Source organism: Streptomyces sp. NPDC001750, assembly GCF_042892615.1.
Classification (GTDB): Bacteria; Actinomycetota; Actinomycetes; order Streptomycetales; family Streptomycetaceae; genus Streptomyces.
Genome location: NZ_JBIAUE010000001.1, coordinates 335492 through 360560, shown reverse-complemented (window position 1 = coordinate 360560; position 25069 = coordinate 335492). Strand labels below are relative to the sequence as shown.

At 72.5% G+C, this 25069-nt stretch carries 19 protein-coding genes; 10 read left to right on the top strand and 9 right to left on the bottom strand.

Annotated features, from left to right (window positions below):
* Nucleotides 1-30: 30 nt before the first annotated feature.
* Nucleotides 31-1914, top strand: coding sequence for a GMC family oxidoreductase (locus ACFYY6_RS01565; RefSeq protein ID WP_360116283.1), 1884 nt, complete (start codon nucleotides 31-33; stop codon nucleotides 1912-1914).
* A gap of 790 nt (nucleotides 1915-2704) precedes the next feature.
* On the opposite strand, the gene ACFYY6_RS01560 is transcribed toward ACFYY6_RS01565, so the two are convergent.
* Nucleotides 2705-3043 (bottom strand): chorismate mutase, encoded by a 339-nt coding sequence (locus ACFYY6_RS01560; protein ID WP_351629392.1) that lies wholly within the window; start codon nucleotides 3041-3043, stop codon nucleotides 2705-2707.
* 461 nt (nucleotides 3044-3504) lie between these two features.
* Between ACFYY6_RS01560 and guaA the strand changes: the two genes are divergently transcribed.
* The 4 genes from guaA (at nucleotide 3505) to ACFYY6_RS01540 (ending at nucleotide 8401) form a co-directional block, all read left to right on the top strand.
* Nucleotides 3505-5100, top strand: coding sequence for a glutamine-hydrolyzing GMP synthase (gene guaA, locus ACFYY6_RS01555; RefSeq protein ID WP_351521595.1), 1596 nt, complete (start codon nucleotides 3505-3507; stop codon nucleotides 5098-5100).
* Nucleotides 5101-5424: 324 nt separating this feature from the next.
* Entirely contained in the window at nucleotides 5425-6225 is an 801-nt protein-coding gene (locus tag ACFYY6_RS01550; protein WP_389191233.1) for a class II aldolase/adducin family protein, read from the top strand.
* A 194-nt stretch (nucleotides 6226-6419) separates the two neighbouring features.
* A complete protein-coding gene (locus tag ACFYY6_RS01545; RefSeq protein ID WP_351521621.1) occupies nucleotides 6420-7688 on the top strand; it encodes a hypothetical protein in 1269 nt (422 codons plus the stop codon).
* 176 nt (nucleotides 7689-7864) lie between these two features.
* Complete coding sequence (locus ACFYY6_RS01540; RefSeq protein ID WP_386608678.1) at nucleotides 7865-8401, top strand: DoxX family protein; 537 nt, start codon at nucleotides 7865-7867, stop codon at nucleotides 8399-8401.
* On the opposite strand, the gene ACFYY6_RS01535 is transcribed toward ACFYY6_RS01540, so the two are convergent.
* Entirely contained in the window at nucleotides 8308-8571 is a 264-nt protein-coding gene (locus tag ACFYY6_RS01535; RefSeq protein WP_351629388.1) for a hypothetical protein, read from the bottom strand. The two genes, ACFYY6_RS01540 and ACFYY6_RS01535, sit on opposite strands and share 94 nt — an antisense overlap.
* Nucleotides 8558-9895, bottom strand: coding sequence for a PspC domain-containing protein (locus tag ACFYY6_RS01530; protein WP_351521592.1), 1338 nt, complete (start codon nucleotides 9893-9895; stop codon nucleotides 8558-8560). The genes ACFYY6_RS01535 and ACFYY6_RS01530 overlap by 14 nt, the downstream gene beginning before the upstream one ends.
* 222 nt (nucleotides 9896-10117) lie before the next feature.
* Between ACFYY6_RS01530 and ACFYY6_RS01525 the strand changes: the two genes are divergently transcribed.
* Together ACFYY6_RS01525 and ACFYY6_RS01520 are read left to right on the top strand one after the other, a co-directional pair.
* On the top strand, nucleotides 10118-11416 hold the full coding sequence (locus tag ACFYY6_RS01525; protein ID WP_351521591.1) for a PspC domain-containing protein: 1299 nt from the start codon (nucleotides 10118-10120) through the stop codon (nucleotides 11414-11416).
* Entirely contained in the window at nucleotides 11400-12101 is a 702-nt protein-coding gene (locus tag ACFYY6_RS01520) for a response regulator transcription factor (protein WP_351521590.1), read from the top strand. The genes ACFYY6_RS01525 and ACFYY6_RS01520 overlap by 17 nt, the downstream gene beginning before the upstream one ends.
* 176 nt (nucleotides 12102-12277) lie before the next feature.
* Here ACFYY6_RS01520 and ACFYY6_RS01515 read toward each other — a convergent pair whose 3' ends face one another.
* Both ACFYY6_RS01515 and ACFYY6_RS01510 read right to left on the bottom strand, forming a co-directional pair.
* Nucleotides 12278-13093, bottom strand: a complete 816-nt coding sequence (locus ACFYY6_RS01515) for a GNAT family N-acetyltransferase (RefSeq protein WP_389191229.1) — start codon at nucleotides 13091-13093, stop codon at nucleotides 12278-12280.
* A gap of 93 nt (nucleotides 13094-13186) precedes the next feature.
* Nucleotides 13187-14227, bottom strand: a complete 1041-nt coding sequence (locus ACFYY6_RS01510; RefSeq protein WP_351629378.1) for an NlpC/P60 family protein — start codon at nucleotides 14225-14227, stop codon at nucleotides 13187-13189.
* Nucleotides 14228-14582: 355 nt separating this feature from the next.
* Between ACFYY6_RS01510 and ACFYY6_RS01505 the strand changes: the two genes are divergently transcribed.
* Nucleotides 14583-14936, top strand: a complete 354-nt coding sequence (locus ACFYY6_RS01505; RefSeq protein ID WP_351521584.1) for a hypothetical protein — start codon at nucleotides 14583-14585, stop codon at nucleotides 14934-14936.
* Nucleotides 14937-15220: 284 nt separating this feature from the next.
* Nucleotides 15221-17713, top strand: a complete 2493-nt coding sequence (gene pcrA / locus ACFYY6_RS01500; RefSeq protein WP_351629375.1) for a DNA helicase PcrA — start codon at nucleotides 15221-15223, stop codon at nucleotides 17711-17713.
* 87 nt (nucleotides 17714-17800) lie between these two features.
* Here the strand turns inward: pcrA and ACFYY6_RS01495 are convergent, their stop codons facing one another.
* Complete coding sequence (locus ACFYY6_RS01495) at nucleotides 17801-19366, bottom strand: M23 family metallopeptidase (RefSeq protein ID WP_386608799.1); 1566 nt, start codon at nucleotides 19364-19366, stop codon at nucleotides 17801-17803.
* Nucleotides 19367-19671: 305 nt separating this feature from the next.
* On the bottom strand, nucleotides 19672-20571 hold the full coding sequence (locus tag ACFYY6_RS01490; RefSeq protein ID WP_389191224.1) for an esterase/lipase family protein: 900 nt from the start codon (nucleotides 20569-20571) through the stop codon (nucleotides 19672-19674).
* 348 nt (nucleotides 20572-20919) lie between these two features.
* Between ACFYY6_RS01490 and ACFYY6_RS01485 the strand changes: the two genes are divergently transcribed.
* Nucleotides 20920-21333 carry a cobalamin B12-binding domain-containing protein gene (locus ACFYY6_RS01485; protein ID WP_073786948.1) on the top strand — a complete coding sequence of 138 codons (414 nt, stop codon included), beginning with the start codon at nucleotides 20920-20922 and terminating at the stop codon, nucleotides 21331-21333.
* Nucleotides 21334-21715: 382 nt separating this feature from the next.
* Here the strand turns inward: ACFYY6_RS01485 and ACFYY6_RS01480 are convergent, their stop codons facing one another.
* Together ACFYY6_RS01480 and ACFYY6_RS01475 are read right to left on the bottom strand one after the other, a co-directional pair.
* On the bottom strand, nucleotides 21716-23329 hold the full coding sequence (locus tag ACFYY6_RS01480) for a DUF5691 domain-containing protein (RefSeq protein WP_389191221.1): 1614 nt from the start codon (nucleotides 23327-23329) through the stop codon (nucleotides 21716-21718).
* A gap of 58 nt (nucleotides 23330-23387) precedes the next feature.
* Nucleotides 23388-24926, bottom strand: a complete 1539-nt coding sequence (locus tag ACFYY6_RS01475; protein WP_389191218.1) for an SWIM zinc finger family protein — start codon at nucleotides 24924-24926, stop codon at nucleotides 23388-23390.
* Between the last annotated feature and the right edge of the window lie 143 nt (nucleotides 24927-25069).

Below are 25069 nucleotides of genomic sequence, written 5' to 3'. Positions count from 1 at the left end.
GCACTGAGCCTTTTCGTACCGAGGAGAGCCATGCCCGAGGACAGCCCTGCCCGGAACCGGACCGTTTCCCGGAACGCGACCGCCTCTCCGGAAGAGGCCATGTCCGGGGAAGGGACCGACGACGACGCCGCGTACGACTACGACGTGCTCGTCGTCGGTTCGGGCTTCGGCGGGGCGGTGTCGGCCCTACGGCTGACGGAGAAGGGATATCGCGTCGGGGTCCTGGAAGCGGGTCGCCGCTTCACCCGGGGCACCCTCCCCAAGAACTCCTGGGACCTCAAGAACTACCTGTGGGCCCCGGCTCTCGGCCTCTATGGAATCCAGCGCGTGCACCTGCTCGGCAACGTGATGGTGCTGGCCGGCGCGGGCGTCGGCGGCGGTTCGCTCAACTACGCCAACACCCTGTACGTGCCGCCGGCGGCGTTCTTCGAGGACCGTCAGTGGGCGTCCATCACCGACTGGCAGGACGAGCTGAAGCCGTACTACGACCAGGCCAGGCGGATGCTCGGGGTCCGGCTCAACCCGACGACGACCCCCTCCGACGTCCATCTGAAGGCGGCGGCGCAGGCCATGGGCGTCGGCGACACCTTCCACCTCGCCCCGGTCGGCGTGTTCTTCGGCGACGGCGAGGACGCCGACGGCACGGCGCGGGCGGAGCCCGGCGGCACGGTCGCCGACCCGTACTTCGGCGGCGCGGGCCCCGCACGCCGGGCCTGCACCGAGTGCGGCGAGTGCATGACGGGCTGCCGCCACGGCGCGAAGAACACGCTCGAAGAGAACTACCTCCACCTCGCCGAGAAGGCCGGGGCCGTCATCCACCCGATGACCACCGTCGTCGCGATCACCGACCATCCGGAGGGCGGCCACCGCGTCCTCACCGTCCCCACCGACCGCCGCCGCAAGGCGAGGCCCACCCGGCTGCGAGCCCGCCAGGTGGTCGTGGCGGCCGGCACGTACGGGACCCAGACCCTGCTGCACACCATGAAGGACCGGGGGCTGCTGCCCCGGATCCCGGACCGGCTCGGCGAGCTGACCCGTACCAACTCCGAGGCGATCGTCGGCTCGCAGACCACCGACCGGCGCTACCGCAGGAAGCACGGTGCCGCGCGCGCCGACTTCACCCGCGGCGTCGCGATCACCTCGTCGATCCACCCCGACGAGAACACCCACATCGAGCCGGTCCGCTACGGAAAGGGCTCCAACGCGATGGGCGCGCTGTCCATCCTCCAGGTGCCCTACGGCGGCCGGGCGCCGCACGGCGGCAGCCGGGTGCTGGGCTGGCTCGCCAACGTCGCCCGGCACCCCGCCCTCGCCGTCCGCTCGCTGTCCAACCACCGCTGGTCGGAGCGGACCATCATCGGGCTCGTCATGCAGTCGCTGGACAACTCCCTGACGACGTACCGCAAGCCGGGAGGCATCGGCAAGGGACTGCTCACCGCGCGGCAGGGGCACGGCGCCCCCAACCCGACGCAGATCGAGGAGGCGACGCGCGGCGCCACGCTGCTCGCCGAGGAGATCGACGGCTTCGCCGGCTCGAACGTCGGCGAGCTGATGGGCATGCCGCTCACCGCGCACTTCCTCGGCGGTTGTCCGATAGGCGCGAGCGCCGAGGACGGAGTCATCGACCCGTACCACCGCCTCTACGGACACCCCGGCATATCGGTGGTCGACGGTGCCGCGGTCTCCGCGAACCTCGGGGTCAACCCGTCGCTCACCATCACGGCCCAGGCGGAACGCGCGATGTCCTTCTGGCCCAACAAGGGCGAGGAGGACCCGCGCCCGGCGCAGGGCGAGGCGTACGAGCGGCTGGCCCCGGTCGAGCCCCGGTCGCCCGCCGTGCCGAAGGACGCCTTCGGCGCGCTCAGGCTGCCCTTCCTCGGCATGCCGACGGTCCCGCCGAAGAAGAAGCCGTGAGCGCTGTGAGTGCGGTGGGCACCGCATGCGTCGTGCGCGTTGTGACCACCGTGAGTGCGGTGAGCGTTGTGAGTGCGGTGAGCGTGACGAGTATGTCGCGACGAACACGGGGTGTAGTGAGTGCGCTGCGACTGCTGTGACGCACGTGACCTCTGGGCGGAAGCGGCAGAAGGGGCCGAAAGGGCTGCACCCCTCCGAGCGCAGCCCTTCTGCGCACCTCGCGCCCTCACCGGGCGTGACCGGTCGTGCGCATGGTTGACCTGCGGTTCGCCGCAATGGTTGCTCGGAGACTCACAAATCCCGGCTGTGACGCCACTCACGCCGGCCCGGCCCGTCACATCGCCCCGGCCCGTCGCTCGTGCCCGGCCCGTCGCATCGGCGTGGAGAGGTCATGAGCGAGGGCCCCGCCGGACACCGGCCGACGGGGCCCTTCGCGCATCGATGTCGGGTCGGTGCCCGGGCGCCGGGGCCGGGACCGTACGGGACCTTGCGGTAAGCGCCGTTCCCGACCGGGACACGGTCGGCTCCGGGCGTCCCCGGAGCCGACCGCGTGGGTGACCGGACTGCTGTCCCCTGCCGACCGGTCACGCACGCCGGGCCGTGGTCCCACGGCGTACCTGCAGTACGCCTCACGTCCCGGCGGAGCCACGCGTGGTTTCCTTCCAAAGCCGCCCCTGGCTGGCACGGACACCGGGACCAACGAAGCCGTCGCGGACCCGGTCACGCGCCGTACGGGTGAGAGCGGCACCGAACTGGGATACGCCCGCAGACACCCCGGACGGCAGCGCCGTCAGACCCGGCCGCGGCACAGCTCCAGCAGGGTCATGGCGAGGGAGGTGCCGGGCTTGCCGAGCGCGTCCCGGTACTGGCCGAGGATCTCCATCTCGCGGGAGAGGTTGACGCGACGGCCGCCGGATGTGATCCGTGCCTCCTGGATGACGGCCGAGACGGCCATCCGTTCCTGGACGAGACCGATGATGCGGTCGTCGAGGGTGTCGATCCGGGACCGTGCCTCGGCGATCAGCGCGGCGGCCTCCTGGGTGCGCGCGCCGGTCCTCTCCTCGGGGCTCTGCGTGTCCGTGACGCTCTTCGCGTCCGTGCCGGCCGGGGCGGTGGCGGTGCTGGTCATGGTGGGGACTCCTCGTGGGGTGCGGGTGCGGTCCCCGGAGCCGATCGGTCCGGAAACGCCGAGGCGCCCCGGGCCTTTCGGCCCGGGGCGCCTGGAACGTTGCTTGTCAGTGGATCAAGCAGCACGACCATGGCAGCCGGCGGGCCGGATGCCATAGGTAAAGACGAAGGTCGTGTGCTGACGCATAGGCCCAGTATGGACCGCCCGCGCGGTCTGTCCAAGCGCGACCGGATGCTGAGACCCGTCCGTTCGGCCCCGACCGGTCCTCCCGTACGCACGCGAAGCCCGGTCCCGTACGTGCCGGAACGGCACGGCGCCCGCCCCTCCGCCCGTACGGGAGGGCGGGCCTCGCCCCCGGGACGGCGGGCTCGCCCCACGGGGCCGACGGCCGACTCCGCACCCCCGGTAGAATCGACAGCACCGACCCCCTTTTCACCGTTCACCGCCGGAAGGCCGCCCCCGTGCCAGCAGCACCCCCCGCCGCTCCCGACAGCGCGACCGACGTGGTTCTCGTTGTCGACTTCGGCGCCCAGTACGCCCAGCTCATCGCCCGTCGCGTCCGCGAGGCCCGGGTCTACAGCGAGATTGTCCCGTCCACGATGCCGGTGGCCGAGATGCTGGCCAAGAACCCCCGGGCGATCATCCTGTCCGGCGGCCCCTCGTCGGTGTACGCGGAAGGCGCGCCCACGCTCGACCGTTCGCTGTTCGAGGCCGGGGTGCCGGTCTTCGGCATGTGCTACGGCTTCCAGCTGATGGCGACCGCGCTCGGCGGCACCGTCGACGACAACGGCGCCCGCGAGTACGGCCGCACCCCGCTCACCGTCACCAAGAACGGCTCCACGCTGTTCGAGGGCACGCCCGCCGAGCAGTCGGTCTGGATGTCGCACGGCGACGCCTGCTCCGCCGCCCCCGAGGGCTTCACCGTCACCGCGTCCACGGACGTCGTCCCGGTCGCCGCCTTCGAGAACGACGAGAAGAAGCTCTACGGCGTCCAGTACCACCCCGAGGTCATGCACTCCACGCACGGCCAGCAGGTCCTGGAGCACTTCCTCTACCGCGGCGCCGGAATCGAGCCGACCTGGACCACGAGCAACGTGGTCGAGGAGCAGATCGCCGTGATCCGCGAGCAGGTCGGCAGCAAGCGCGCCATCTGCGCCCTGTCCGGCGGGGTGGACTCCGCGGTCGCCGCCGCCCTCGTGCAGAAGGCCATCGGCTCCCAGCTGACCTGCGTGTACGTCGACCACGGTCTGATGCGCAAGGGCGAGACCGAGCAGGTCGAGAAGGACTTCGTCGCCGCCACCGGCGTCCAGTTGAAGGTCGTCGACGCCTCCGAGCGGTTCCTGAGCGCGCTGGCCGGGGTCTCCGACCCCGAGCAGAAGCGGAAGATCATCGGCCGCGAGTTCATCCGCGTCTTCGAGCAGGCGCAGGCCGAGATCGTCGCCGAGGGCGCCGCCGACGGCGAGGACGTCGCGTTCCTCGTCCAGGGCACGCTCTACCCGGACGTCGTCGAGTCCGGCGGCGGCAACGGCACCGCCAACATCAAGTCCCACCACAACGTCGGCGGTCTCCCCGAGGACATCGAGTTCCAGCTCGTCGAGCCGCTGCGCAAGCTGTTCAAGGACGAGGTCCGGATGGTCGGACAGGAGCTCGGCCTGCCCGAGGAGATCGTCCAGCGCCAGCCGTTCCCCGGCCCGGGGCTCGGCATCCGGATCGTCGGCGAGGTCACCCGGGAGCGGCTCGACCTGCTCCGCGAGGCGGACGCCATCGCCCGCGAGGAGCTGACGGAGGCCGGCCTGGACCGCGAGATCTGGCAGTGCCCGGTGGTCCTGCTCGCCGACGTCCGCTCCGTCGGCGTCCAGGGCGACGGCCGCACCTACGGCCACCCGATCGTGCTGCGCCCGGTCTCCTCCGAGGACGCCATGACCGCCGACTGGTCGCGCCTCCCGTACGAGACCCTCGCCAAGATCTCGACCCGGATCACCAACGAGGTGGCCGATGTCAACCGGGTCGTGCTCGACGTGACGAGCAAGCCGCCGGGCACCATCGAGTGGGAGTGATCCCCGCGCGCCCAGCGCCCGGGAGCACCCCCTCACCAGGGTCAACGCCGATGCCGTCGCTCATTTGTTTGGGCGGCGGCATCGCCGTTCGTGCTGGGTACGCTGGCTGAGGAGACGAGACTCTGCCCCATGGGAGCAATCATGAGCGCCGCAGCCACATCGTGCGGGTGTGGAACTTACGCTGCGGACCCCGAGCGACCTGGACGTCGACCGCGAGGGTGAGAACACGGCTCCGGGCCCGGTCGGCTCCCCGGCACCCCTGGCCACTTGTCGCGACCAGCGGTAGCTTCCGCCTCCCTACGTCCTGGGAGCCGAGGAGGCGTCATGCCCGAGCCCGAGCCCACGCCCGAGCACATGCCGGAGCCCACGCCCGTACCCGTGGACCGGCTCCACTTCGCGATGCCGCCCGTCCACGAGTCGGTGCGGGAGGAGCGTGCCCATCGCAAGGAGCGGCTGGCCGGGGCGCTCCGGCTGTTCGGCGAGTACGGGTACGAGGACGGTGTCTCGGGTCATCTCACCGCGCGCGACCCGGAGTTCGCCGACTGCTTCTGGGTCAATCCCTTCGGGGCGCCTTTCGACGGGATCACCGCGGACGAGCTGATCCTGGTGAACGGGGACGGTCAGGTCGTCGAGGGGCAACACCACGTCAACCAGGCCGCGTTCGCCGTCCACGCGCAGGTGCACCGGGCCCGCCCCGATGTCGTCGCCGTCGCGCACACCCACTCCGTGCACGGGCGGGCCCTGTCCGCGCTCGGTGAGCTCGTCGAACCGATCACCCAGGAGGCCTGCGCCTTCTACGAGGACCACGCTCTCTACGACGCTTACACCGGGGTCGTCGTCGACGCGGAGGAGGGGCGCCGGATCGCGGCGGCGCTCGGCGGGCGCAAGGCGATCGTGCTGCGCAACCACGGGCTGCTGACCGTCGGCGGCACGGTGGATGCCGCCGCGTGGTGGTTCATCTCCCTGGAACGCTGCTGCCAGGTGCAGTTGGCCGCGCGCGCCGCCGGGAAGCCGGTGTCGATCGGCCACCGGGACGCCGTCGCCACGCGGGAGCGTCTGGGCGGCGACCTGGTGGCCTGGACCAACTACCAGCCGCTCTGGCGCCGGATCAGCCGTGCTTTCTGACGCGTCGACGAGTCGCATCTTCTGGTGACATCGGGCGACTTCTGACGGCCGGATCACTCGCACATTCTTGCGAGGTGTGCCGGTGCGTCTCCCCGATGCGGCCCCAGGCCCTTCCGTACGGCACAATTCGCAGCAATAACAGTCGAGTTGACTGGACCGTGGCTGGATCGGGGCTGGAAAGGGCGGCGTTCTCCGTGGCGTTGGACGAGGCGAGGGCGAGCGGCACGCACGGCGGCGGCTGTACGTGCGGCGGCTGCCCGCACGGGGCACGCGAGGGCCATCGGCGCGCGGTGGCGGCCTTCCTGGCCAAACGGGACGAATTCGCCGCGGGGCAGGGGGTGCCGCCGGGGGTCGCACAGTCCGTCTCCGCGACCCGGCAGTGGGTGTCGGACGAGCTGACCCAGTCGGCCAGGACCGTCGCCGAACGGGGCCGGGAGGCGGGGGACGCCTGGCTGTACCGGGTATGGCGGCGCACCCTGATCGCGGTGTGGGGAGGCGTGGCCGTGCTGGTCGTCGCCGAGACCGCCACCGCCATCGGTGCGGGCTGGAGCAATGCCCGTACGGCCGGCCTGATCGCCGGAGTGGTCACCGCGGCCCTGCTGACCGGCGCCGCCCACGTCCACCGGGCCCGCGGCGGTCTGCTCGCCCCGGTGACAGGGGAGGACAACCGGCTCTCCACCTCCCGGGCGGTCGCGGCGTCCTGGGTGCTGCTCGCCGTGTTCTCCGTGCTCGTGCTGGCGCTCCAGCTGGCCGGCGCCTCCGACCACGCCGAGCGCGATGCGCTGATCGAGGGACTGGACCTGGCCAGGGGCGCCGGGGTGGTGACCGTGCTGGCGCTGGTGTGCGCCGTCGCCGTGGTCGTGCGCCGGGTGGTGGGCGTACGGGCCCTCTCCGGGCGGCTTCAGAAACTGCGGGCCGAACGGCCGCGCGCCGCCGATCTGCTCACCGACGACTCGGGGCGGGGCAGCTTCACGGACGTGCAGTACGTGCTGGTGAGCACCGTCGCGGTGCTGTTCGCCGCGATCCGGCTGGCCCGCAGGCCCGAGCAGCTGCCCGACCTGCCCTGGGGGCTCGCGCTGCTGGTCGCCGTCTCGGCGGTCGCGTACTTCGCCGGGAAGTACACGGAGGGCGGGCGCCCGGTGGTCCTCTCGGTGGTCCGGTCCCGGGAGGCCGGGGACCTGGACGCGCCGATCCGTACCGGTGACGACATCGAGATCCGGGGCGCCGGCTTCGTGCCGCCCGGCGCCGGGACCCCGGACCGGCTGGCGGGCATGGTCGTGCGGATCGGCCGGGTCCATGTGCACGTACCGCTCGTCCCGGTCACCGGCGGCTTCGCCAACCCGACGGACGGCGTGCTCACCGTTCCGGTACCGGTGGACGTGGAGCCGGGCCGGGTGGAGGTGCAGGTCGTGACCGCCGCCGGGGTGGAGACGAACCCGGTGGAGATCGAGGTGACGGACTGACCGTCGGCCGCCCGGCCGACGTACTCCGCGCCGCCGGGGCCTCCCGCTGACGGCGCTTCATGCAGATGGGCGTCCCGCCGACGGATCTTCCGGCCGGACGGCCCATCGGGGGGAGCGCCGTGTTGCCCCTTCTACGTATCGTCTGATGACGGGATTACGGAAGGATGGGCAGTCACATGCAAGGTTTGCAGGAATTGCCGGGTCTGCGCGGCTACGGAGTGACGATGGGCAGTCCGGGCGGGGCGCGGGGGCTCAAGGAACTCGCACGGGAGTACGCACTGCTGCCGCTGCGGATCTTCCTCGGCGTCACCTTTCTCTACGCCGGGATCGACAAGCTGACGACCGACGGTTTCTTCCGCGCGAGCGGCCCGGGCTCCATCGGCGAGATGATGCGCGCAGTGCGCGACTCGTCCGCGATCCCGGCCCTCGTCGACCTCGCGCTGAAGAACCCCGGGGCCTTCGGATACGCCATCGCCTTCGGCGAGATCGCAGTCGGGATCGGCACTCTCATCGGACTGTGGGCACGGCTCGCCGCGCTCGGCGGGGCACTGATCTCGCTGAGCCTGTGGCTGACCGTCAGCTGGCAGGTCAAGCCGTACTACTTCGGCAACGACCTGGCCTATCTCATGGCCTGGCTGCCGCTGCTGCTCGCCGGGGCCGCGGCGTTCTCCGTGGACGCCCTCCGCGCGTCACGACGGCGGCGGATCACATAGTTCGCGCAGGTCACGGTGGTGGCCAGCCAGAGGCCGCCGAAGAACAGCGGGAAGAAGAAGACCCACGGGGCGTCCCAGGCACCCGCCGCGTCCGCCGCGTAGCCCGCCGCCAGGGCGAGCATCACCAGGCCCGCCACCGCCCGGCCCGGACGGATCTCATGAAGCAGCACGGGTGACCTCCACCTGTCCGATACCGATCTCCAGAGTGAGCTCGACCGTACCCGCGGGCTTGCTCCCCGGGGCCGGCGGCAGTGTCCTGTGTTCGTTGCGCGACGGCCTGACGTCCACGTCGCCCGGAGGCCCGGACGGTGCCTCCCCCGTGCGGTCGACGGGCAGCGTGATGTCGCCGAAGCCCGCCCGGGCGTTCAGCCTCACCGTGACCGCCTTCGGCACGACGACGACCAGACGGCCCGCACCGACCCTTGCCGCCGTCGCGACGGTCTCGCCCTCGGGAACGCTGATCCCGGTGAGGTCCAGTCGCGCCTGCCCGGTGCCCAGCGCGTACTCCGACCGGACCGCCGCCGCCGTGGCGGGCCGCCAGCCTTCGCGCATCCACTGCGTGGTGATGTCCTTCGGCAGCGCGGACGCGCCTGCCAGCAGCACCGCCGTGATCATCGCCAGCATGACCGTGCCGAACCCGGTCCGGCCGAGGAACGAGCTGACCAGCATCCCGAGCCCGAACACCGCGAGCGCCCCGGCCAGACCGAACTGCAGGCTCGTGCCGAGCGGCTGGGACTCCCAGGTCAGTGACGTGCCGAGCCCGCCCGCGATCAGCGCCAGCAGGAAGACGAGACCACCGATGGAGACCGGGCCCATGGTGCCGGGCTCCCGTCGGGGCGCACGGTACGGATTCCGCGGTGCCGACCCCGGCGTGCGCGGGGGCCGCCCGCCGGGCGACGCGTCGGCCGGACCCCACAGATACCCGTGTGCCACCGGCCCCGTCGTGCCGTCCTTGACGATCGGGTCCCGCCACCACGACGGGCTGCCCGGCGACGGCGGTGCCTTCACCTCGGGCGGCGCGTCCGCCACCGCCTGCGCGGTCGCCGGGTGCGACGGATCCCGGGGCACCACCGCCTTGCGGTTCTGCGTCCAGACGGCGAAGCCGACGACCGCCAGCGACAGCATCGCGGAGAACGCCAGCGTGCCGCCGTTGCCCAGCATGGAGAGGAACAGCCCGCACCCGATCAGCGCGAGCAGCACCGCGATCAGCGACGCGCCCTCGACACGGCCCGACAGCAGCCTGCGTGCCTCGTTCTCCTCCTCGCCGTCCAGCGGGATCAGCAGCCAGGCGAAGCCGTAGAAGATCAGCCCGATGCCGCCCGTGACGGACAGCACCCCGAGCACGATCCGGAAGATCACCGGATCGACGTCGCAGTACCGGCCGAGTCCGCCGCAGACCCCGGCCACGACTTTCTGGCGCGGGCTGCGCCGCAGTTGCGGTCGCGGTTCGGGGGGCGGCGCGACACCGGGGGAGGTGTCCTGGGGATGGGTCATGGCTCCATGGTGACGGGCCGGGCGCGTGTCCGGGACCCGCCCCCACCCTGGCCGATCCCTGATATTCGCCCACGGGGCCCCTGGGGGAGGCCCACCGCCGACGGTCCGGGGCGCACGGCCGGGGCGCGGCCGCCCGGTCAGAGGTCATCCGACAGGCTCTCAGGGTGGAGTCCGGGACGGACCCTGATGCCGCGTCCCTTCCGGGCATGTGACCATCGGGTCATGCAAGCCGCCACGCCCCGGGCCATGAGCTCCGTCAGGACCGAGCCGGAGGAGCCGCCGACACGCAAGCTGTACCGCAGCGCCGACGGGCGGCTGCTCGGCGGCGTCGCACGCGGTCTCGCCGGACACCTCGGGCTGCCCGTCGCCTGGGTGCGCTTCGTCTTCGTCGGCCTGTTCTTCGCCGAGGGACTCGGCGCACTGCTCTACGCCGTGTTCTGGATCGTCGTCCCGCTCGGTGTCGGTGGAGTGGAGGCCCCGCGCCCCCTCTTCGAGACCGGACCGGACGGCAGACGCAGGCTCCGCAAACCCGACAGGGGACAGGTCTTCGCCCTCATCGCGCTGCTCATCGGCGCGATGATCTTCGTCGGCAACGTCGACATGGGCGGCGGGGCCGACCGTTACATCTGGCCCGCGCTGCTGATCGGCGCCGGTTCCGTGCTGGTGTGGCGGCAGGCCGACAACGCCCGCCGCGCCCGCTGGATGGAGACCGGCAATCGCCGCCGGGTCCTGCACCTGGCCCGGGGGCTCGCCGGGGTCGCCCTGGTCGGCCTGGGCCTGGCCGTCTTCATGGTGGTACGCGGCTCCGCCGCCCAGCTCGGCAACGTCCTGACCGCCGCGATCGCCGTCCTCACCGGCATAGCGCTGCTGGCCGGCCCGTACCTCGTGCGCATGACCCAGGACCTCTCCGAGGAGCGCACCATGCGCATCAGGGCCCAGGAACGCGCCGAGGTCGCCGCGCACGTCCACGACTCGGTGCTGCACACCCTCACCCTGATCCAGCGCAACGCCGAGGACGCGGGCGAGGTCCGCCGGCTGGCCCGCGCCCAGGAACGCGAACTGCGCAACTGGCTCTACAACCCCGAAGGCACCGGCAAGGAGGAGGACGACGAACCCGAGACCCTCGCCGAGGCGGTCAAGCGCGCCGCCGCCGAGGTCGAGGACAAGCACGGCGTCCCGCTGGAGGTCGTGGTCGTCGGGGACTGCCCGCTGGACGAGAAGCTGGGGGCACAGATGCAGGCCGCGCGCGAGGCGATGGTCAACGCCGCCAAGTACGGTGGCGAGGGCGGTGCCGTGCAGGTCTACGCGGAGGTCGAGGGCCGTACGGTCTTCGTGTCGGTGCGCGACCGGGGGCCGGGATTCGACCTGGACTCCGTACCGGGGGACAGAATGGGCGTACGAGAGTCGATCATCGGCCGGATGCAGCGCAACGGTGGCACGGCGCGACTGCGTTCGGTGCCCGGCGGGGGCACGGAGGTCGAGCTGGAGATGGAGAGGGCGAGCGATGACGGAGACCACTGAGACGGCCGGGAGCCAGGGGCCGGCCCGCCGGGTGCGGGTCGTGCTCGTCGACGACCACCGGATGTTCCGCACCGGCGTCCAGGCCGAGATCGGCCGCACCGAGGAGACGGGCGTCGAGGTGGTCGGCGAGGCCGCCGACGTCGACCAGGCGGTCACGGTCATCACGGCGACCCGCCCCGAGGTCGTCCTCCTTGATGTGCACCTGCCGGGCGGCGGCGGCGTCGAGGTGCTGCGCCGCTGCGCCTCGCTGATGGGGGCCGTCGACGACCCGGTGCGGTTCCTGGCGCTGTCCGTCTCGGACGCCGCCGAGGACGTCATCGGCGTCATCCGCGGCGGCGCCCGCGGCTACGTCACCAAGACGATCACCGGCACCGACCTGATCGACTCGGTCTTCCGGGTCCAGGAGGGCGACGCGGTGTTCTCGCCCCGACTGGCCGGCTTCGTCCTCGACGCGTTCGCCTCCACGGACGCGCCGCCGGTCGACGAGGACCTGGACCGGCTGACGCAGCGCGAGCGCGAGGTGCTGCGGCTGATCGCCCGCGGCTACGCGTACAAGGAGATCGCCAAGCAGCTGTTCATCTCGGTGAAGACGGTCGAGTCGCACGTCTCGGCGGTGCTGCGCAAGCTCCAGCTGTCGAACCGTCACGAACTGACCCGCTGGGCGACGGCCCGACGGCTGGTCTGAACCGGCCGCCCCGGGACGACCGGAACACCCGGTCCGACCGCTCCGGAACGCCGGCCCCGGGGCGCCCGGGCCGGCTGCCCCCGACGCCCGGTCGGTGCGGGTGCGTTCCGGAGCGTCCGGCCCGGGGACATCGCATCCGTGGCCCGGACCGTTCCGTCCTCCCGCGCGGCGGTGGCTCAGCCGTCCGCCCCGTCGTGGGCGAGCGGGACATCGGGTTCGTCGGGTGCGACGTCCGGTCCGGTGAGTGAGATGTTCAGCTTCTCGCCGACCCTGCGGTAGCCGATGCCCGCGTAGATCCGTTCCACGTCCGCGTCGGCGGGCTCCAGCCACACCACCCGGCAGCCGCGCTCGAAGGCCGTCGCCGTCAGGTGCGCACAGAGCGCGGCGCCGATGCCGCGGCGGCGGAACGGGGCGGCGACCGCGACCCCGGCCAGTTCGCTGAGGCCGTCGACCGGGACCGAGCAGCCGCCCGCACCCGCCGGCACCCCGTCGAGCACGGCGAGCGCGGCGGCCCCGCCGCCCTCGGCCGCCGTGCGCAGCCACGCCGCCTCGCCGCCCTCGGGCTCCCCGGTCCCGCCGTAGCCGTGGTGCTGGACCCGGGCGGCGGCGTCGAACTCCGCGTCGGTGACCGGCTCCGCGATCACGAGGGCGTCCACCGGTTTCGGCGGCAGCAGCCCGTCCGGGGCACAGGCCAGGACCGGGGCGCGGTCCTCGACGGTGAAACCGGCGGCGAGCACGGCGGGTTCGACCGCCGGAGCCCAGGTGGGCAGGAACTCCAGCCGGGGCAGCCGCCCGCGCTCGCGGAACGCCGTGACCAGGGCGTCGACCTCCGCCGCCGTCGGCTCGGCGTCCCGATCGGGAATCGCGTAATTGGCGTACTTGAGCGACCAGTGCGGGTCGTACCGCACGGTGAAGGGCCCGACCCGCAGATGGTCGGGGGAGCGCAGCGCGAGCGTACGGGCATGGGTCTGGACGTCGACGTCCATGGTCATGTGCGGGTGTCCTTCGGCCGGTTGATCCGGTGACGTCCCGGTACGTACGGCCCGGTGGCGGGCCGGCCGGGGAGCGTGATCGGATTCGGGAGCCTACGCCACCCGGGTCGCCCCGGCGAAGGGCATCTGGTCGAGGGGCGCGATCCGGACGGGGGCTCCCGGACGCGGGGCGTGGATCATGCGGCCGTTGCCGATGTACAGCCCGACGTGGCTGACGCCCGGGTAGAAGAACACGAGGTCGCCCGGGGCCAGTTCGGAGCGCGACACCCGTTGCCCCGCGTTGATCTGGGTGTACGTGGTGCGGGGCAGCGAGACACCGGCGGCGCGCCAGGCGGCCTGGGTGAGCCCGGAGCAGTCGAACGAGGACGGGCCGGTCGCGCCCCAGACGTACGGCTTGCCGAGAGCCCCGTACGCGAACGCCACGGCCTCGGTGGCGCGGGCGTTCGGCGCCAGGACCGGGCCGCGCGCCAGGTCGCGGTCGGCGCGGGCACCGGATCGCGCACCGTCCGCGTACGCGGCGCGGTCGGCCGGGGACAGGGAGGCCAGAAGCCGCCGCGCCTCGGCCAGCTTGCTCCGGATCGTCGCCCGGTGCTTCCTCATCTCGGCCCGGCGCGCCTCCAGGTCCGCCAGTTTCTTCCCGGCCTCCGAGCGCAGCTGGGCGATCCGGGCGACCTGCCGCTCCGCCACGTCGACCTCGACGGCCCGGCGGTCGGCGATCCGGTCCACGTACGAAGCGCGTTCCAGGTACTGGTCGGGGTCGGACGAGAGGGCCAGCTGCACGGACGGGTTCAGCACCCCGCTGCGGTACTGCGCGGTGGCGAGCGAGCCCAGGGCGTTGCGCGCGGTGTTGAGCCGGTCGGTGCGGCGGGCCGCCTCGTCGCGCAGGGCATCGACGTCCTCGGCGGCGGCCCTCGTCCGCTCCTTCGCGCCGTTGTACTTCTCGGTGGCGACCTCCGCGTCCCGGTAGAGCCGGTCCACCTCGGCCTCGACCCGGGCGGGGGTCCGCCGGGGGTCGGCGTGCGCCGAGCCCGGCAGAGCGGCAGCGGTCGCGGCCCCGGCGAAGGCGAGGGCGGCCGCGGTGCGGGCAGCAGTGCCGGTGTACGGGCGCTGCTTGGGTTTCCGATGCGCTGCCACGGGGGCGTGCGTCCTTCCTGGCGACTGCCCGTCGGGGACTACCGGCGGGCCCGCCCGAGGCCCGGCGGCGGGGCACCGGTACGGGAGCGGTCCGCCGCCGGAGCACTCGGCGGGGTGGCCGGCGCCTTGTCCGGATGCGGAGCGGGGTGGGGCCGGTCACCTGGTCAGGGACGCTAATCCGAGGGCACGGGAAAGAGTCGTAATGACGCTTATTGTCCGAATTTGGCGTGCCGTTGTCGCCAATCGATCAGGGGAAGTGCATCGGAGTCGGGCAATTGGTGCAGACACGAGTGTGGCTTCAGGAACGTGCACCTGCCTGTCGAGTGGTGATATGGGCAGGGTTAGGCTGCGCCTCATGGACGTACTCATTCATGTCTTGGTCGCCCTGCACATCATCGGGATCGCCTCGCTGCTGGGCGGTTTCCTGACCCAGATGAAGGCCATGGGCGCGGGCGCGGCCCGGTTCGTCCCGGCGATGCTGCACGGCGCGCTCACGATGCTGGTCACCGGCGTCGCGCTGGTCGGCCTCCACCAGGCCCAGGGGCACGAGGTGAACAACATCAAGATAGGCGTGAAGCTGCTGATCCTCGTCGTCATCCTCGCGCTCGTCTACATCAAGCGTGACGAGGAGAAGGTCGACAAGGGCGCCTTCGCGGCGGTGGGCGGGCTGACGCTCGCCAACATCTTCATCGCCACGCTCTGGGTCTGAGCCCCGATCCCGCCGCGCGAGCCCCTGCGAGTCGTCGCAGGGGCTCGCCGCCGTTCCGGGGCCGTGCGACGCCTGCCACGCACGTTCGCGGCGTTGCCGGAGTCGTCCTCGTGCGTCCGGTACGAGGGCGATTCTCCGCCTCGCGATCGATGGCGTCTCTCCTGATCGATGGGGTCTCTCCTGTTCGAGCGAAGCCGAGAACTCGGGGAAACACCGGACGCCGCACGGCCCGGCCTCCGGCCGGACGACGGCACTTCGACGAAACGGCCTAGACTCGTTCAGCGATGAGCAGCCTCTTTGACGACAGTTTCCTGGCCGGCCTCCAGCACTCGGAGGAAGGGCCCCCGCCGCCCCCTGAGGAGTCGGCGCCCGAAGACGTGCCGGAGGACCTCTTCGCGGGCGTGTTCGACGGGCCCCCGCCGCCCAGGGACGCGTTCTACCGCGACGGTGCGCCCCGCCCCGTCGTCGATCCCGCGGCGCTCCTCGACGGGCTGAACGAGCAGCAGCGCGCCGCAGTGGTCCACGCGGGCTCGCCCCTGCTCATCGTCGCCGGGGCAGGCTCCGGCAAGACCCGCGTACTGACCCACCGGATCGCCCACCTGCTGGCCACGCGCGGGGTGCATCCCGGGCAGATCCTGGCGATCACCTTCACCAACAAGGCCGCGGGCGAGATGAAGGAGCGCGTCGAGCAGCTCGTCGGCCCGCGCGCCCATGCCATGTGGGTCATGACGTTCCACAGCGCGTGCGTGCGCATCCTGCGCCGCGAGTCGAAGAAGCTCGGCTTCACCTCGTCGTTCTCGATCTACGACGCCGCCGACTCCAAGCGGCTGATGGCCCTGGTCTGCCGCGATCTGGACCTCGACCCGAAGCGCTTCCCGCCGAAGTCGTTCACGGCCAAGGTCTCCAGCCTGAAGAACGAACTGATCGACGAGGAGACCTTCGCGGGCCAGGCGGGAGGGGGTACCTCCCATTCGAGCGAATTCGAGAATGGGGGAGGCTTCGAGAAGACCCTCGCCCAGGCGTACACGATGTACCAGGCGCGGCTGCGCGAGGCCAACGCGCTGGACTTCGACGACATCATCATGACGACGGTCCATCTGCTCCAGGCTTTCCCCGACGTCGCCGAGCACTACCGCCGCCGCTTCCGGCACGTCCTCGTCGACGAGTACCAGGACACCAACCACGCCCAGTACACCCTCGTACGCGAACTGGTCGGCCCGGCGGGCGAGGGCGAAGTCCCCGCCGAGCTGTGCGTCGTCGGTGACGCGGACCAGTCGATCTACGCCTTCCGGGGCGCGACCATCCGCAACATCCTCCAGTTCGAGGAGGACTACCCGGACGCGACCACGATCCTGCTGGAGCAGAACTACCGCTCCACGCAAACCATCCTGTCCGCCGCCAACGCGGTCATCGAGCGCAACGAGAGCCGTCGTCCCAAGAACCTCTGGACGAACGCGGGCACGGGAGCCAGGATCACCGGCTACGTCGCCGACACCGAGCACGACGAGGCGCAGTTCGTCGCCGAGGAGATCGACCGGCTGACCGACGCGGGCGACGCCAGGGCGGGCGACGTCGCGGTCTTCTACCGCACCAACGCGCAGTCCCGTGTCTTCGAGGAGATCTTCATCCGCGTCGGCCTGCCCTACAAGGTCGTCGGCGGGGTGCGCTTCTACGAGCGCAAGGAGGTCCGGGACGTCCTGGCCTACCTCCGGGTCCTCGCCAACCCCGAGGACGCCGTCCCGCTGCGCCGCATCCTCAACGTGCCCAAGCGCGGCATCGGCGAGCGCGCCGAGGCGATGATCGAAGCCCTGGCACTGCGCGAGAAGATCACGTTCCCGCAGGCGCTGCGCCGGGTCGACGAGGCGTACGGCATGGCAGCCCGGTCGGCCAACGCCGTCAAGCGGTTCAACACGCTGATGGAGGAGCTGCGCACGGTCGTCGAGTCGGGTGTGGGCCCGGCGGTGGTCCTGGAGGCCGTTCTGGAGCGTACGGGCTATCTCGCCGAACTCCAGGCGTCCACCGACCCGCAGGACGAGACCCGCATCGAGAACCTCCAGGAACTCGCCGCCGTAGCCCTCGAGTTCGAGCAGGAACGGGGCGAGGCGGGCGAGGAGGGCGCCGGCACGCTCGCGGAGTTCCTGGAACGGGTCGCGCTCGTCGCCGACTCCGACCAGATCCCCGACGAGGACGAGGAGGGCTCCGGCGTCATCACCCTGATGACGCTGCACACCGCGAAGGGCCTCGAATTCCCGGTGGTCTTCCTCACCGGCATGGAGGACGGCGTCTTCCCGCACATGCGGGCGCTGGGCCAGACCAAGGAGCTGGAGGAGGAGCGGCGCCTCGCGTACGTCGGCATCACCCGGGCCCGTGAGCGGCTCTACCTGACCCGGGCGGCGATGCGCAGCGCGTGGGGGCAGCCCTCGTACAACCCGCCGTCACGGTTCCTGGAGGAGATCCCGGACCAGCACCTGGAGTGGAAGCGGACCGGGCCGATGGCCGCCCCGGCCGGACCGACGTCCGGCATCGGCTCGTCGCTCTCCTCCTCGCTGTCCTCGTCGCGTTCGCGCTCCGGCCCCTCGGGCTTCGCGACCCGGCGGACCTCGGACAAGCCGACGATCTCGCTGGCCGTCGGGGACCGGGTCACGCACGACCAGTTCGGGCTCGGCACGGTGACGGCGGTCGAGGGCGTCGGCGACCAGGCGAAGGCCACGGTCGACTTCGGCGACGACCGCCCGAAGAAGCTGCTGCTGCGGTACGCCCCGGTCGAGAAGCTTTAGCCGGTCGGCCGCCCGGTTCCTCCGGGCGGCCGACCGCCAGGACGCCCCGGGGGCACGGCCCTCCGGGGTCCGGGCGGGACGGGTGGCTCAGGTCGGGTCGACGCCGTGACTGCGGAACCATGCGAGTGGGTCCGTCGGCGTGCCTCCACCGGGCCGTACCTCGAAGTGCAGGTGCGGGCCGGTCGAGTTGCCGGAGTCCCCGGAGTACGCGATGACGTCACCGGCCTTGACCGGGCCCGAGCGGATCTTCGTGGTGCTGAGGTGGCAGTACCAGGTCTCGGTGCCGTCGGCCATGGTGACGATGGCCATGTTCCCGTAGGCGCTGTTCCACTGCGTGCGCACGGTGCCGTCGGTCGCGGCCATCACCGGCGTGCCGGTGAAGACGGGGAAGTCGATGCCCGTGTGCACGGACATCCAGTTGACGCCCCCCTGGCCGAAGTACGCGCTGAGGCCGTGCTGTGCGACCGGCATGACGAACTTGGGGCGCAGCGCCTCCTTGCGGGCGGCTTCCTCCAGGCGCTTCTTCTTCTCGGCGGCCTGGCGTTCCCGCAGGTCGATGCGTTCCTGGGTGCGGCTGGCGCGGTCGGCGAAGTTCTCGGCGTCGGCGCTGAGGTTGGCGAGCTGGGTGTCCAGCTTGCTGTTGGCAACGGCCGGCTTCACGGAGCCGGAGGCCGCGGCCGCCAGCGTGGTCGTGTCGTCCTTCTTGTCCTCGCCGCCCAGGCCGCTGACCGAGGCCGCGGCGATACCGGCCACGCTCATCACACAGGCGGAGGGCACGGCGACCGTGAGAAGCGCGGAGCGCTTCGCGGGGGAACGCCGTCGGCTCCGGCCGCCGCGCGCGTCGGCGCGGCCGGGGGAGCGGTGGGGGTCGAGCACGATGTCGGCCGTGTCGGCGGCGTCGCCGCCCCCGGCCTCGCTCTCCGAGTCGGCGGTCGCCCCGGCCGGCGCGTCGGCCGCACCGGCCGTGTCGTCGAACGTGGTGACCGCGGCCATCGTGGCGGTGGTGGCGTCGTGGACCGGGTCCCGGCGGGCCGTGGCGGGCTCGTCGGCCCGTTCGTGTTCCGCTGCCGTCGGCACCTCGTGCGGCGCTTGCGGGGTGTGCGCGGCGAGCCCTTCGTGCTCCGGTTCGGGCGCGGCGCCGGTGTTCCAGGCGGTGGCGTCGTACGCGCCGGTGTCGTATGCGCCCGTGCTGTACGCGGCGGTGCCGGTCGTCGCCCACTGGCCGGTCTCGTACCAGCCGCCGGTGTCCCACTGGCCGGTGACGTCCGGGGCGTCGGCCTGCGACGGGACGTCGGCGAAGGCGGTGGTGGTCATGGTCGTGGTCGCAGCCGTGCCGTATGCGGCGGACGTCCACGTGGCTGTCGTGTCGTACGTCTGACCCGGGGCGTAGATCTGCTGCGCCTGCGTGTCGTACGAGGTGTAGGCGTCGTACGCGGCGGTCGGGTGTGCGCCCGTGTCCCACTGCGTGGAGTCGTAGTGGCCGCTGTATCCGGCCTGCTCGGTCTGCCCGGCCTGTCCGGTGCCGTAGCCGCCGTCGGCGTACGTGCCGTCGTGGCCGCCGGACATGGGGCCGAAGAGCGGATCGATGGCGAAGCTGCCGGTGGCTTGGCTGTCGTATCCGGCGTACCCGGCGTGGGGGTGCTGGTCGTTCACCAACTTCTCTCTCGCCTCGGCAGCAGGACCTGTGTTCCGGGGGCCAGCGGGCGGATCCCGGGGGAAGCAGTGGCCGCGACTGTACCCGGCGGTATGCGGCGCGGACAATCTTCGGCGGGTGTGGACGACTCGGGAAAGGGGCAATCGGCCGTCTTTCGACGGGCCGTCCACAGAGCCTTGGCTCTATGTTCGAAGATCGTTCTATTTATGAGGCCCGGGGTGGGGTGGGGCGGGGCGTCGAGGCAGGGGCAGGGGTGGGCGGGTGTGAGGGCGGGCGGGCGCCGGGGTGACGGAGCCGGTCCGGGTCAGGCCACCGGAGCGGTTCCGTCGGATGGAGTTGCCCCGTCGGACCCGGTGACTTCGGAGCTGCCCGATGCCCGCGCGGTCCCCTCCGCCTCCGCCTGCTCCGTAGCCCCCTCTGCGGACTCCTCCGTCGTTTCCCCGGCCGTTCCGTCGGTCGTTCCGGCCGCCGGGGTGCCGGACTCCAGCGCCTGCCGGACCGCGGTGGCGACGGTGGGGTGCGCGGGGAGGGCGAGGTGGCCGACCCCGGTGACCCGTACGTTCAGCGCGTCGAGGTCGGGGTGATCGATACGGGCCGCCTCCGCCGGAACGATCACCCGGTCGATGTCGCTCCAGAAGCTCACGAACCGGGTGCGGCAGCCCGGTGCCGGTCCGCGTAGTTCCTCGATCGGCGCGGAGTCCGTACGCATCTGGCGCACGAGGGGATGGGCACTCGCGGGCGGGGCGACGGTGGTCCCGCCGTGCGGTGTGCCGAGCGTGACCAGGGTGCGGACCCGCTGGTCACCGCCCAGACATTGCACGTAGTAGCGGGCGATCAGACCACCGAGGCCGTGCCCGACGATGTCGACCTCGTGGTGTCCGGTGCGGGCGCAGATCTCCTCGACGTGCCGGCCGAGCAGTTCGGCGGCGGTGCGGAGGTCGCAGGTCAGCAGCGAGTAGTTGAGCGACTCCAGATGGCGCCGGCCGTGCCGGGCGAGGGTGCGGCGCAGCAGGACGAAGACCGAACGGTGGCCGATGAAGCCGTGCAGGAGGACGACGGGAGTGCGGTCATCGCTCCCGGCACCGTCACTGTTTCCGTTCCGGCTTCTGCCACGGCCTCTGCTGCTGCCCCGGCCTCCGCCTTTGCCTCTGCCTCCGCTTTCGCCTCTGCCTCCGCCTTCGGCGAGGAAGGGCAGGACTTTCATGGCCGACCTCCTCCTGCTGCGGCGAGCGGGGGAAGCGGCTGCGACCCCGCGGGCCCTCATGGGAAGCCGTGGGGGAGCGGTGCCCGGGTCCGGACCCGATGAGGGCCGTACCACCGTGCCGCGCGGCTGGGGGCGCGGTGGTACGGCGACCTCGTAGCGGCTCCCCCGGCGGACGTTTCCGCGACGGCAGGCGTACCGCATCACGTGGGAACGGCGCCAGGCGAACATGTCCCACGTGTGATTTCCCCCTCCCCGTACACCGCGAAACGACGGGTTGCGGGATGCTGTCGATAACGTTCGTTCACATCCCCGGCCCTTCAGGCACGGGAGACGCATGTGGAGGCAGTGATGGGTGTGACAGGTCCGATCCGTGTGGTGGTGGCCAAGCCGGGCCTGGACGGCCATGACCGTGGAGCCAAGGTGATCGCCAGGGCGCTGCGCGACGCCGGTATGGAGGTCATCTACACCGGGCTCCACCAGACGCCCGAACAGATCGTGGACACCGCGATCCAGGAGGACGCCGACGCGATCGGCCTCTCGATCCTCTCCGGCGCCCACAACACGCTCTTCGCCAAGGTGATCGAGCTGCTGAAGGAGCGCGAGGCGGAGGACATCAAGGTCTTCGGCGGCGGCATCATCCCGGAGGCGGACATCGCGCCGCTGAAGGAACAGGGCGTCGCGGAGATCTTCACCCCGGGCGCCACGACGGCCTCGATCGTCGACTGGGTCAACGCCAACGTCCGGCACCCCGCGGACGCCTGAGCACGCCGCGAGTCGGCGGCCGCACGGCCCGCCCGCCCGGAACGGAACGCCTGCTCCGAACGGCATCGCGACGTGCGCCCGCAGGGCGCGGTACGGGCCTGCGGCGATGGCTCCGCACGGTCGGGCGGGTACGGCGGTACGGCCGTAACCCGGTTCGGCGACGGCCGGTATGAGCATGCGGGCGTGCGGCTTCGGGTGTGCCCCGTCTGCCCGGGCGGCCCGGGCCGGGCGGCCGGAGAGGTTGGGCCGGTCGGGGCGAGCGGAACGCGTCGGCATCGGGCCGCCCACCTGCCGACCGGGCAGGCGGAACCGGTCGGTCATCCGGTCGGCCCGCCCGGACGACCGGGCGGGCCGACCGGACACGTCGTGGCCGTACCGCCGGTCAGGAGTGCCGTGCGGCCGTTGAGTCCGACAGCAGCTCCGACTCCATCGCCGCGCGCAGCCGAAGCGTGGAGACCAGGCGCTGGAACGCCTCCGACCAGTAGCCGTTGGCGCCCGGAGACGCGTCCTCCGGTTCGTCCTGGGGCGTGGTGAGGACTTCCAGGCGGTCCGCCTCGGCCGGGTTCAGGCAGCGTTCGGCGAGTCCCATCACGCCGCTGAAACTCCACGGATAGCTGCCCGCGTCCCGCGCGATGTCCAGGGCGTCGACGACCGAGCGGCCGAGCGGTTCGGCCCAGGGTATGGGGCAGGCCCCGAGCAATTGGAACGCCTCCGACAGCCCGTGCGCGGCGATGAAGTCGGCGACCCACGCGCTGCGTTCGGCCGCCGGAAGTAGGGCGAGGAGCTTCGACCGCTCGGCGAGCGACGCCGTGCCGGGGCCGTTCGACGGAGGGACGGCAGGGGCGCCGAGCAGTGCGCGGGCCCACTCCGGATCCCGCTGACGCACCGCCGCCCGGCACCACGCCGCGTGCAGCTCCTCGGCCCAGCCGTCGGCCACAGGCAGGGCGACGATCTCCCGCGCGGTGCGCCCGCCGAACCGGGCCGGCCAGGCGGTCAGTGGGGCGGACTCCACCAACTGCCCCAACCACCAGGACCGTTCGCCCCGACCGGGCGGCGGAACCGCCACCACACCGTCGCGCTCCATCGCGGCGTCGCATTCGTGCGGGGCCTCCACGGCGACGCGGGCGTCGTCACCCGTGACGTCCGGACTCACGAAGGACAGCGCACGGGCCGCCATCCGGCCGGCGAACGCCGACTCCGGCAGCGCGGAGAGCAGTTCGGCGGCGGTGGAGCGGACGTTCCGGCTGCGGTCGCAGAGCGCCCGCTCCAGGAAGGGCTCGTCCACCGGGGACAGCCCGGTGCGCAGGGAGTCGAGGAACATCAGCCGGTCCTCGGCCCGCTCGGTGGTCCAGGTGCCGGAGAGCAGCGCGAGCGCCTCGGCCGGGTCATGCGCCCGTACGGCCCCGAGCAGGGCGACCCGTTCGGCGAACAGCCCTTCCTCCCACAGCCGGGCGACCGCGTCCCGGTCCGGGACGTCGGGCAGTGCCGAACCACCGGAGGAGCCACGCAGCGCGAACCTCCACTCGGGGTTCAGCCCGGCCAGCCACAGCCCGCGCGGCCCGGCGAAGGCGAGCGCCTGCGGCCGCAGATCGGTACGGGACCTGGCCGCGTCCAGCAGTTGAGGGAGCAGCGCGGCAGGGGCGCGGAAGCCGCGCCGGTTGGCGATCGCCAGCCACTGGGGGATCAGTTCGGTGAGATCGGGCGCCGTGCCGCGTCGGCCGCCCGAACCGCCCGGCGCCGACCGGTCCGCGAGCAACTGAGCCAGTCTGCGTCGCGCGGCCGGGGGCAGCGGCGGCCGGGGATCGACCGGGGACGGCGCGGGTCGGGCGGCCGCGGGGGCGGGCAGCAGCCCCGCTCGGCGCCGTACGGTCAGGATCGCCGCGGCGTCCAGCAGCTCGGCCGGTCCGCCACCCTGCCGCGCGGGTCGTCGGTCGGTGCCGAGCAACGCCGACGTGACGAGCTCCTCCCACGGCTCGGGCCTGGTGGTACGAGGCATTGGTCCTCCTCGGACGTCGAATCGGATGCCATCGGAAGTCGTCGGAAGCCATCGGATGTCAGACGAGCGGGACGATCTCGACACCCCCACTTCCGACGCTTCCGACACCGTGGTGCTCTGTGCCGCCGGTGTCGGCCCCGACGGACCGCGGCACGCCCGGGGTCGCTCCCGCACGCGTACCCACCGATCCCGCCGTACCCGCCCTTGCGTCCGGGGCCGCAGTGCCGTCCCGGTCCGCGTCCGTGGTCGTGGCCCAGGCTGCCAGCGGGTCGAAGCCGCGATGGCCGCACTCGCCGAAGACGGTGACCGGCGCGCCGCCGGAGAGCGCGACCAGCTTCCACAGCCCGGGCCGGGCCCGCGCCGGCGCAGCGACGGGCAGGGCGCCGTCGCCCGCGGCATCGACCAGCTGCCAGCCCTCCGGACCGGACGGCACCGGTATCACCTCGCGCAGCGTCGTCGGCCAGGCGTCCAGCCACGGATCATGCCGCAGGGCGCTTCCGTAGGCGGCGAGCGCGTCCCCGGTCGTACCGCCCCCGGGCGGCGTACCGGCCGGTGACGGGAGGCCGAACCGCTGTCCCGGCTCGGCCCGCAGCTGACCGGCGCCGGGATACGGCGTGATCTCGGCGTCGACCGTGGTGCCCACCGGCAGCGAGAGCTCGGGCGAACGCCCGGCCGCCCCGAAGGAGAGCAGCAGTGCCGTACGCCCCGACTCCCTTCCGTACAGCCAGACGCGGCGCGTGACGAGCCTGCCGTCCGGGGTGTCGTACTGGGCGAGGACCAGCCAGCGGTCCCGGACGGGTGGGCCCGAGGCCGGGACGTTCAGCCCGACGCGCGTACGGACCGTGGCCGCCAGCGGTTCCGGCAGCCGGTCGATCTCCAGCCAGGCCCGGTCCAGCAGATGCAGCAGTGCGCACTCCTCCAGCAGCCGCACCGGCCAGCCCGGCCCCGACGCCGGTACGGCACCCAACTCCCGGACCCGTGCGGCGAGTCCGGGCGCCTGGGCGTCGACCATGCGCGCCGCGGTCTCCTCCCACATCCCGTACCCCGACTGGTCGGCCGCGGCCAGGCCGCCTCGCAGCAGGTCGGCCAACCGCTGCTCCAACTCCTGGGCACCGCCGGTGATCCGCTCCGCCCGGCGCTCGGCCCGCCGCCGCGCGGCCTCAGGGTCGGCCGGACCCGCCGTGGTCCCGTTCGCGCCCCCCTCCTTCTCCGCCGCCCGCCCACGGCGGTCCGTCAGCCACTCACCGGCCCAGCCGGGCGCCTCGCTCACGGGCAGGGCCGACTCGTCGGCCACCCAGACCAGCAGCAGACCCAGCGCGTGCTTGCACGGGGACTTCCGACTGGGGCAACTGCATCCGTACGCCGGGCCGGTGGTGTCGACGACCGTTCGATACGGCTCGCTCCCGCTTCCCGCGCACAGCCCCCACACCGCACCCGAATCGTCGTGTCCGCTCCCCGACCACGACCCGGACGAACCGAGTCCGCGCCCCGCCGTGCGCGACGGCGCGTCAGGAGCCAGCGCCAGAACCTGCTCCACCGTCCACCGCACGGCCGGGGCAGCCGTGCGCGAAGGTTCTCCCCCGTGAGATAGCAGCATGGGAACGACGGTAGAGCGCCCCACTGACAATCGGTCCGACCTGACTCCTCACGGCGGGCGGCTGCGTCGCGGTCTCGCCGGTGGCCGGCTGAGCACACCGCCCGCGGCGTCCACCCGCCGCGGGCGAACTGCCCCGCCGCGAC

Excerpts from the sequence above, each read along its gene's own strand:
- ACFYY6_RS01565 (WP_360116283.1), top strand. The coding sequence starts at position 31 with ATGCCCGAGGACAGCCCTGCCCGGAACCGGACCGTTTCCCGGAACGCG.
- ACFYY6_RS01560 (WP_351629392.1), bottom strand. The coding sequence starts at position 3,043 with ATGACCAGCACCGCCACCGCCCCGGCCGGCACGGACGCGAAGAGCGTC.
- ACFYY6_RS01550 (WP_389191233.1), top strand. The coding sequence starts at position 5,425 with ATGCCCGAGCCCGAGCCCACGCCCGAGCACATGCCGGAGCCCACGCCC.
- ACFYY6_RS01540 (WP_386608678.1), top strand. The coding sequence starts at position 7,865 with ATGCAAGGTTTGCAGGAATTGCCGGGTCTGCGCGGCTACGGAGTGACG.
- ACFYY6_RS01530 (WP_351521592.1), bottom strand. The coding sequence starts at position 9,895 with ATGACCCATCCCCAGGACACCTCCCCCGGTGTCGCGCCGCCCCCCGAA.
- ACFYY6_RS01525 (WP_351521591.1), top strand. The coding sequence starts at position 10,118 with ATGCAAGCCGCCACGCCCCGGGCCATGAGCTCCGTCAGGACCGAGCCG.
- ACFYY6_RS01520 (WP_351521590.1), top strand. The coding sequence starts at position 11,400 with ATGACGGAGACCACTGAGACGGCCGGGAGCCAGGGGCCGGCCCGCCGG.
- ACFYY6_RS01515 (WP_389191229.1), bottom strand. The coding sequence starts at position 13,093 with ATGACCATGGACGTCGACGTCCAGACCCATGCCCGTACGCTCGCGCTG.
- ACFYY6_RS01505 (WP_351521584.1), top strand. The coding sequence starts at position 14,583 with ATGGACGTACTCATTCATGTCTTGGTCGCCCTGCACATCATCGGGATC.
- pcrA (WP_351629375.1), top strand. The coding sequence starts at position 15,221 with ATGAGCAGCCTCTTTGACGACAGTTTCCTGGCCGGCCTCCAGCACTCG.
- ACFYY6_RS01490 (WP_389191224.1), bottom strand. The coding sequence starts at position 20,571 with ATGAAAGTCCTGCCCTTCCTCGCCGAAGGCGGAGGCAGAGGCGAAAGC.
- ACFYY6_RS01485 (WP_073786948.1), top strand. The coding sequence starts at position 20,920 with ATGGGTGTGACAGGTCCGATCCGTGTGGTGGTGGCCAAGCCGGGCCTG.
- ACFYY6_RS01480 (WP_389191221.1), bottom strand. The coding sequence starts at position 23,329 with ATGCCTCGTACCACCAGGCCCGAGCCGTGGGAGGAGCTCGTCACGTCG.
- ACFYY6_RS01475 (WP_389191218.1), bottom strand. The coding sequence starts at position 24,926 with ATGCTGCTATCTCACGGGGGAGAACCTTCGCGCACGGCTGCCCCGGCC.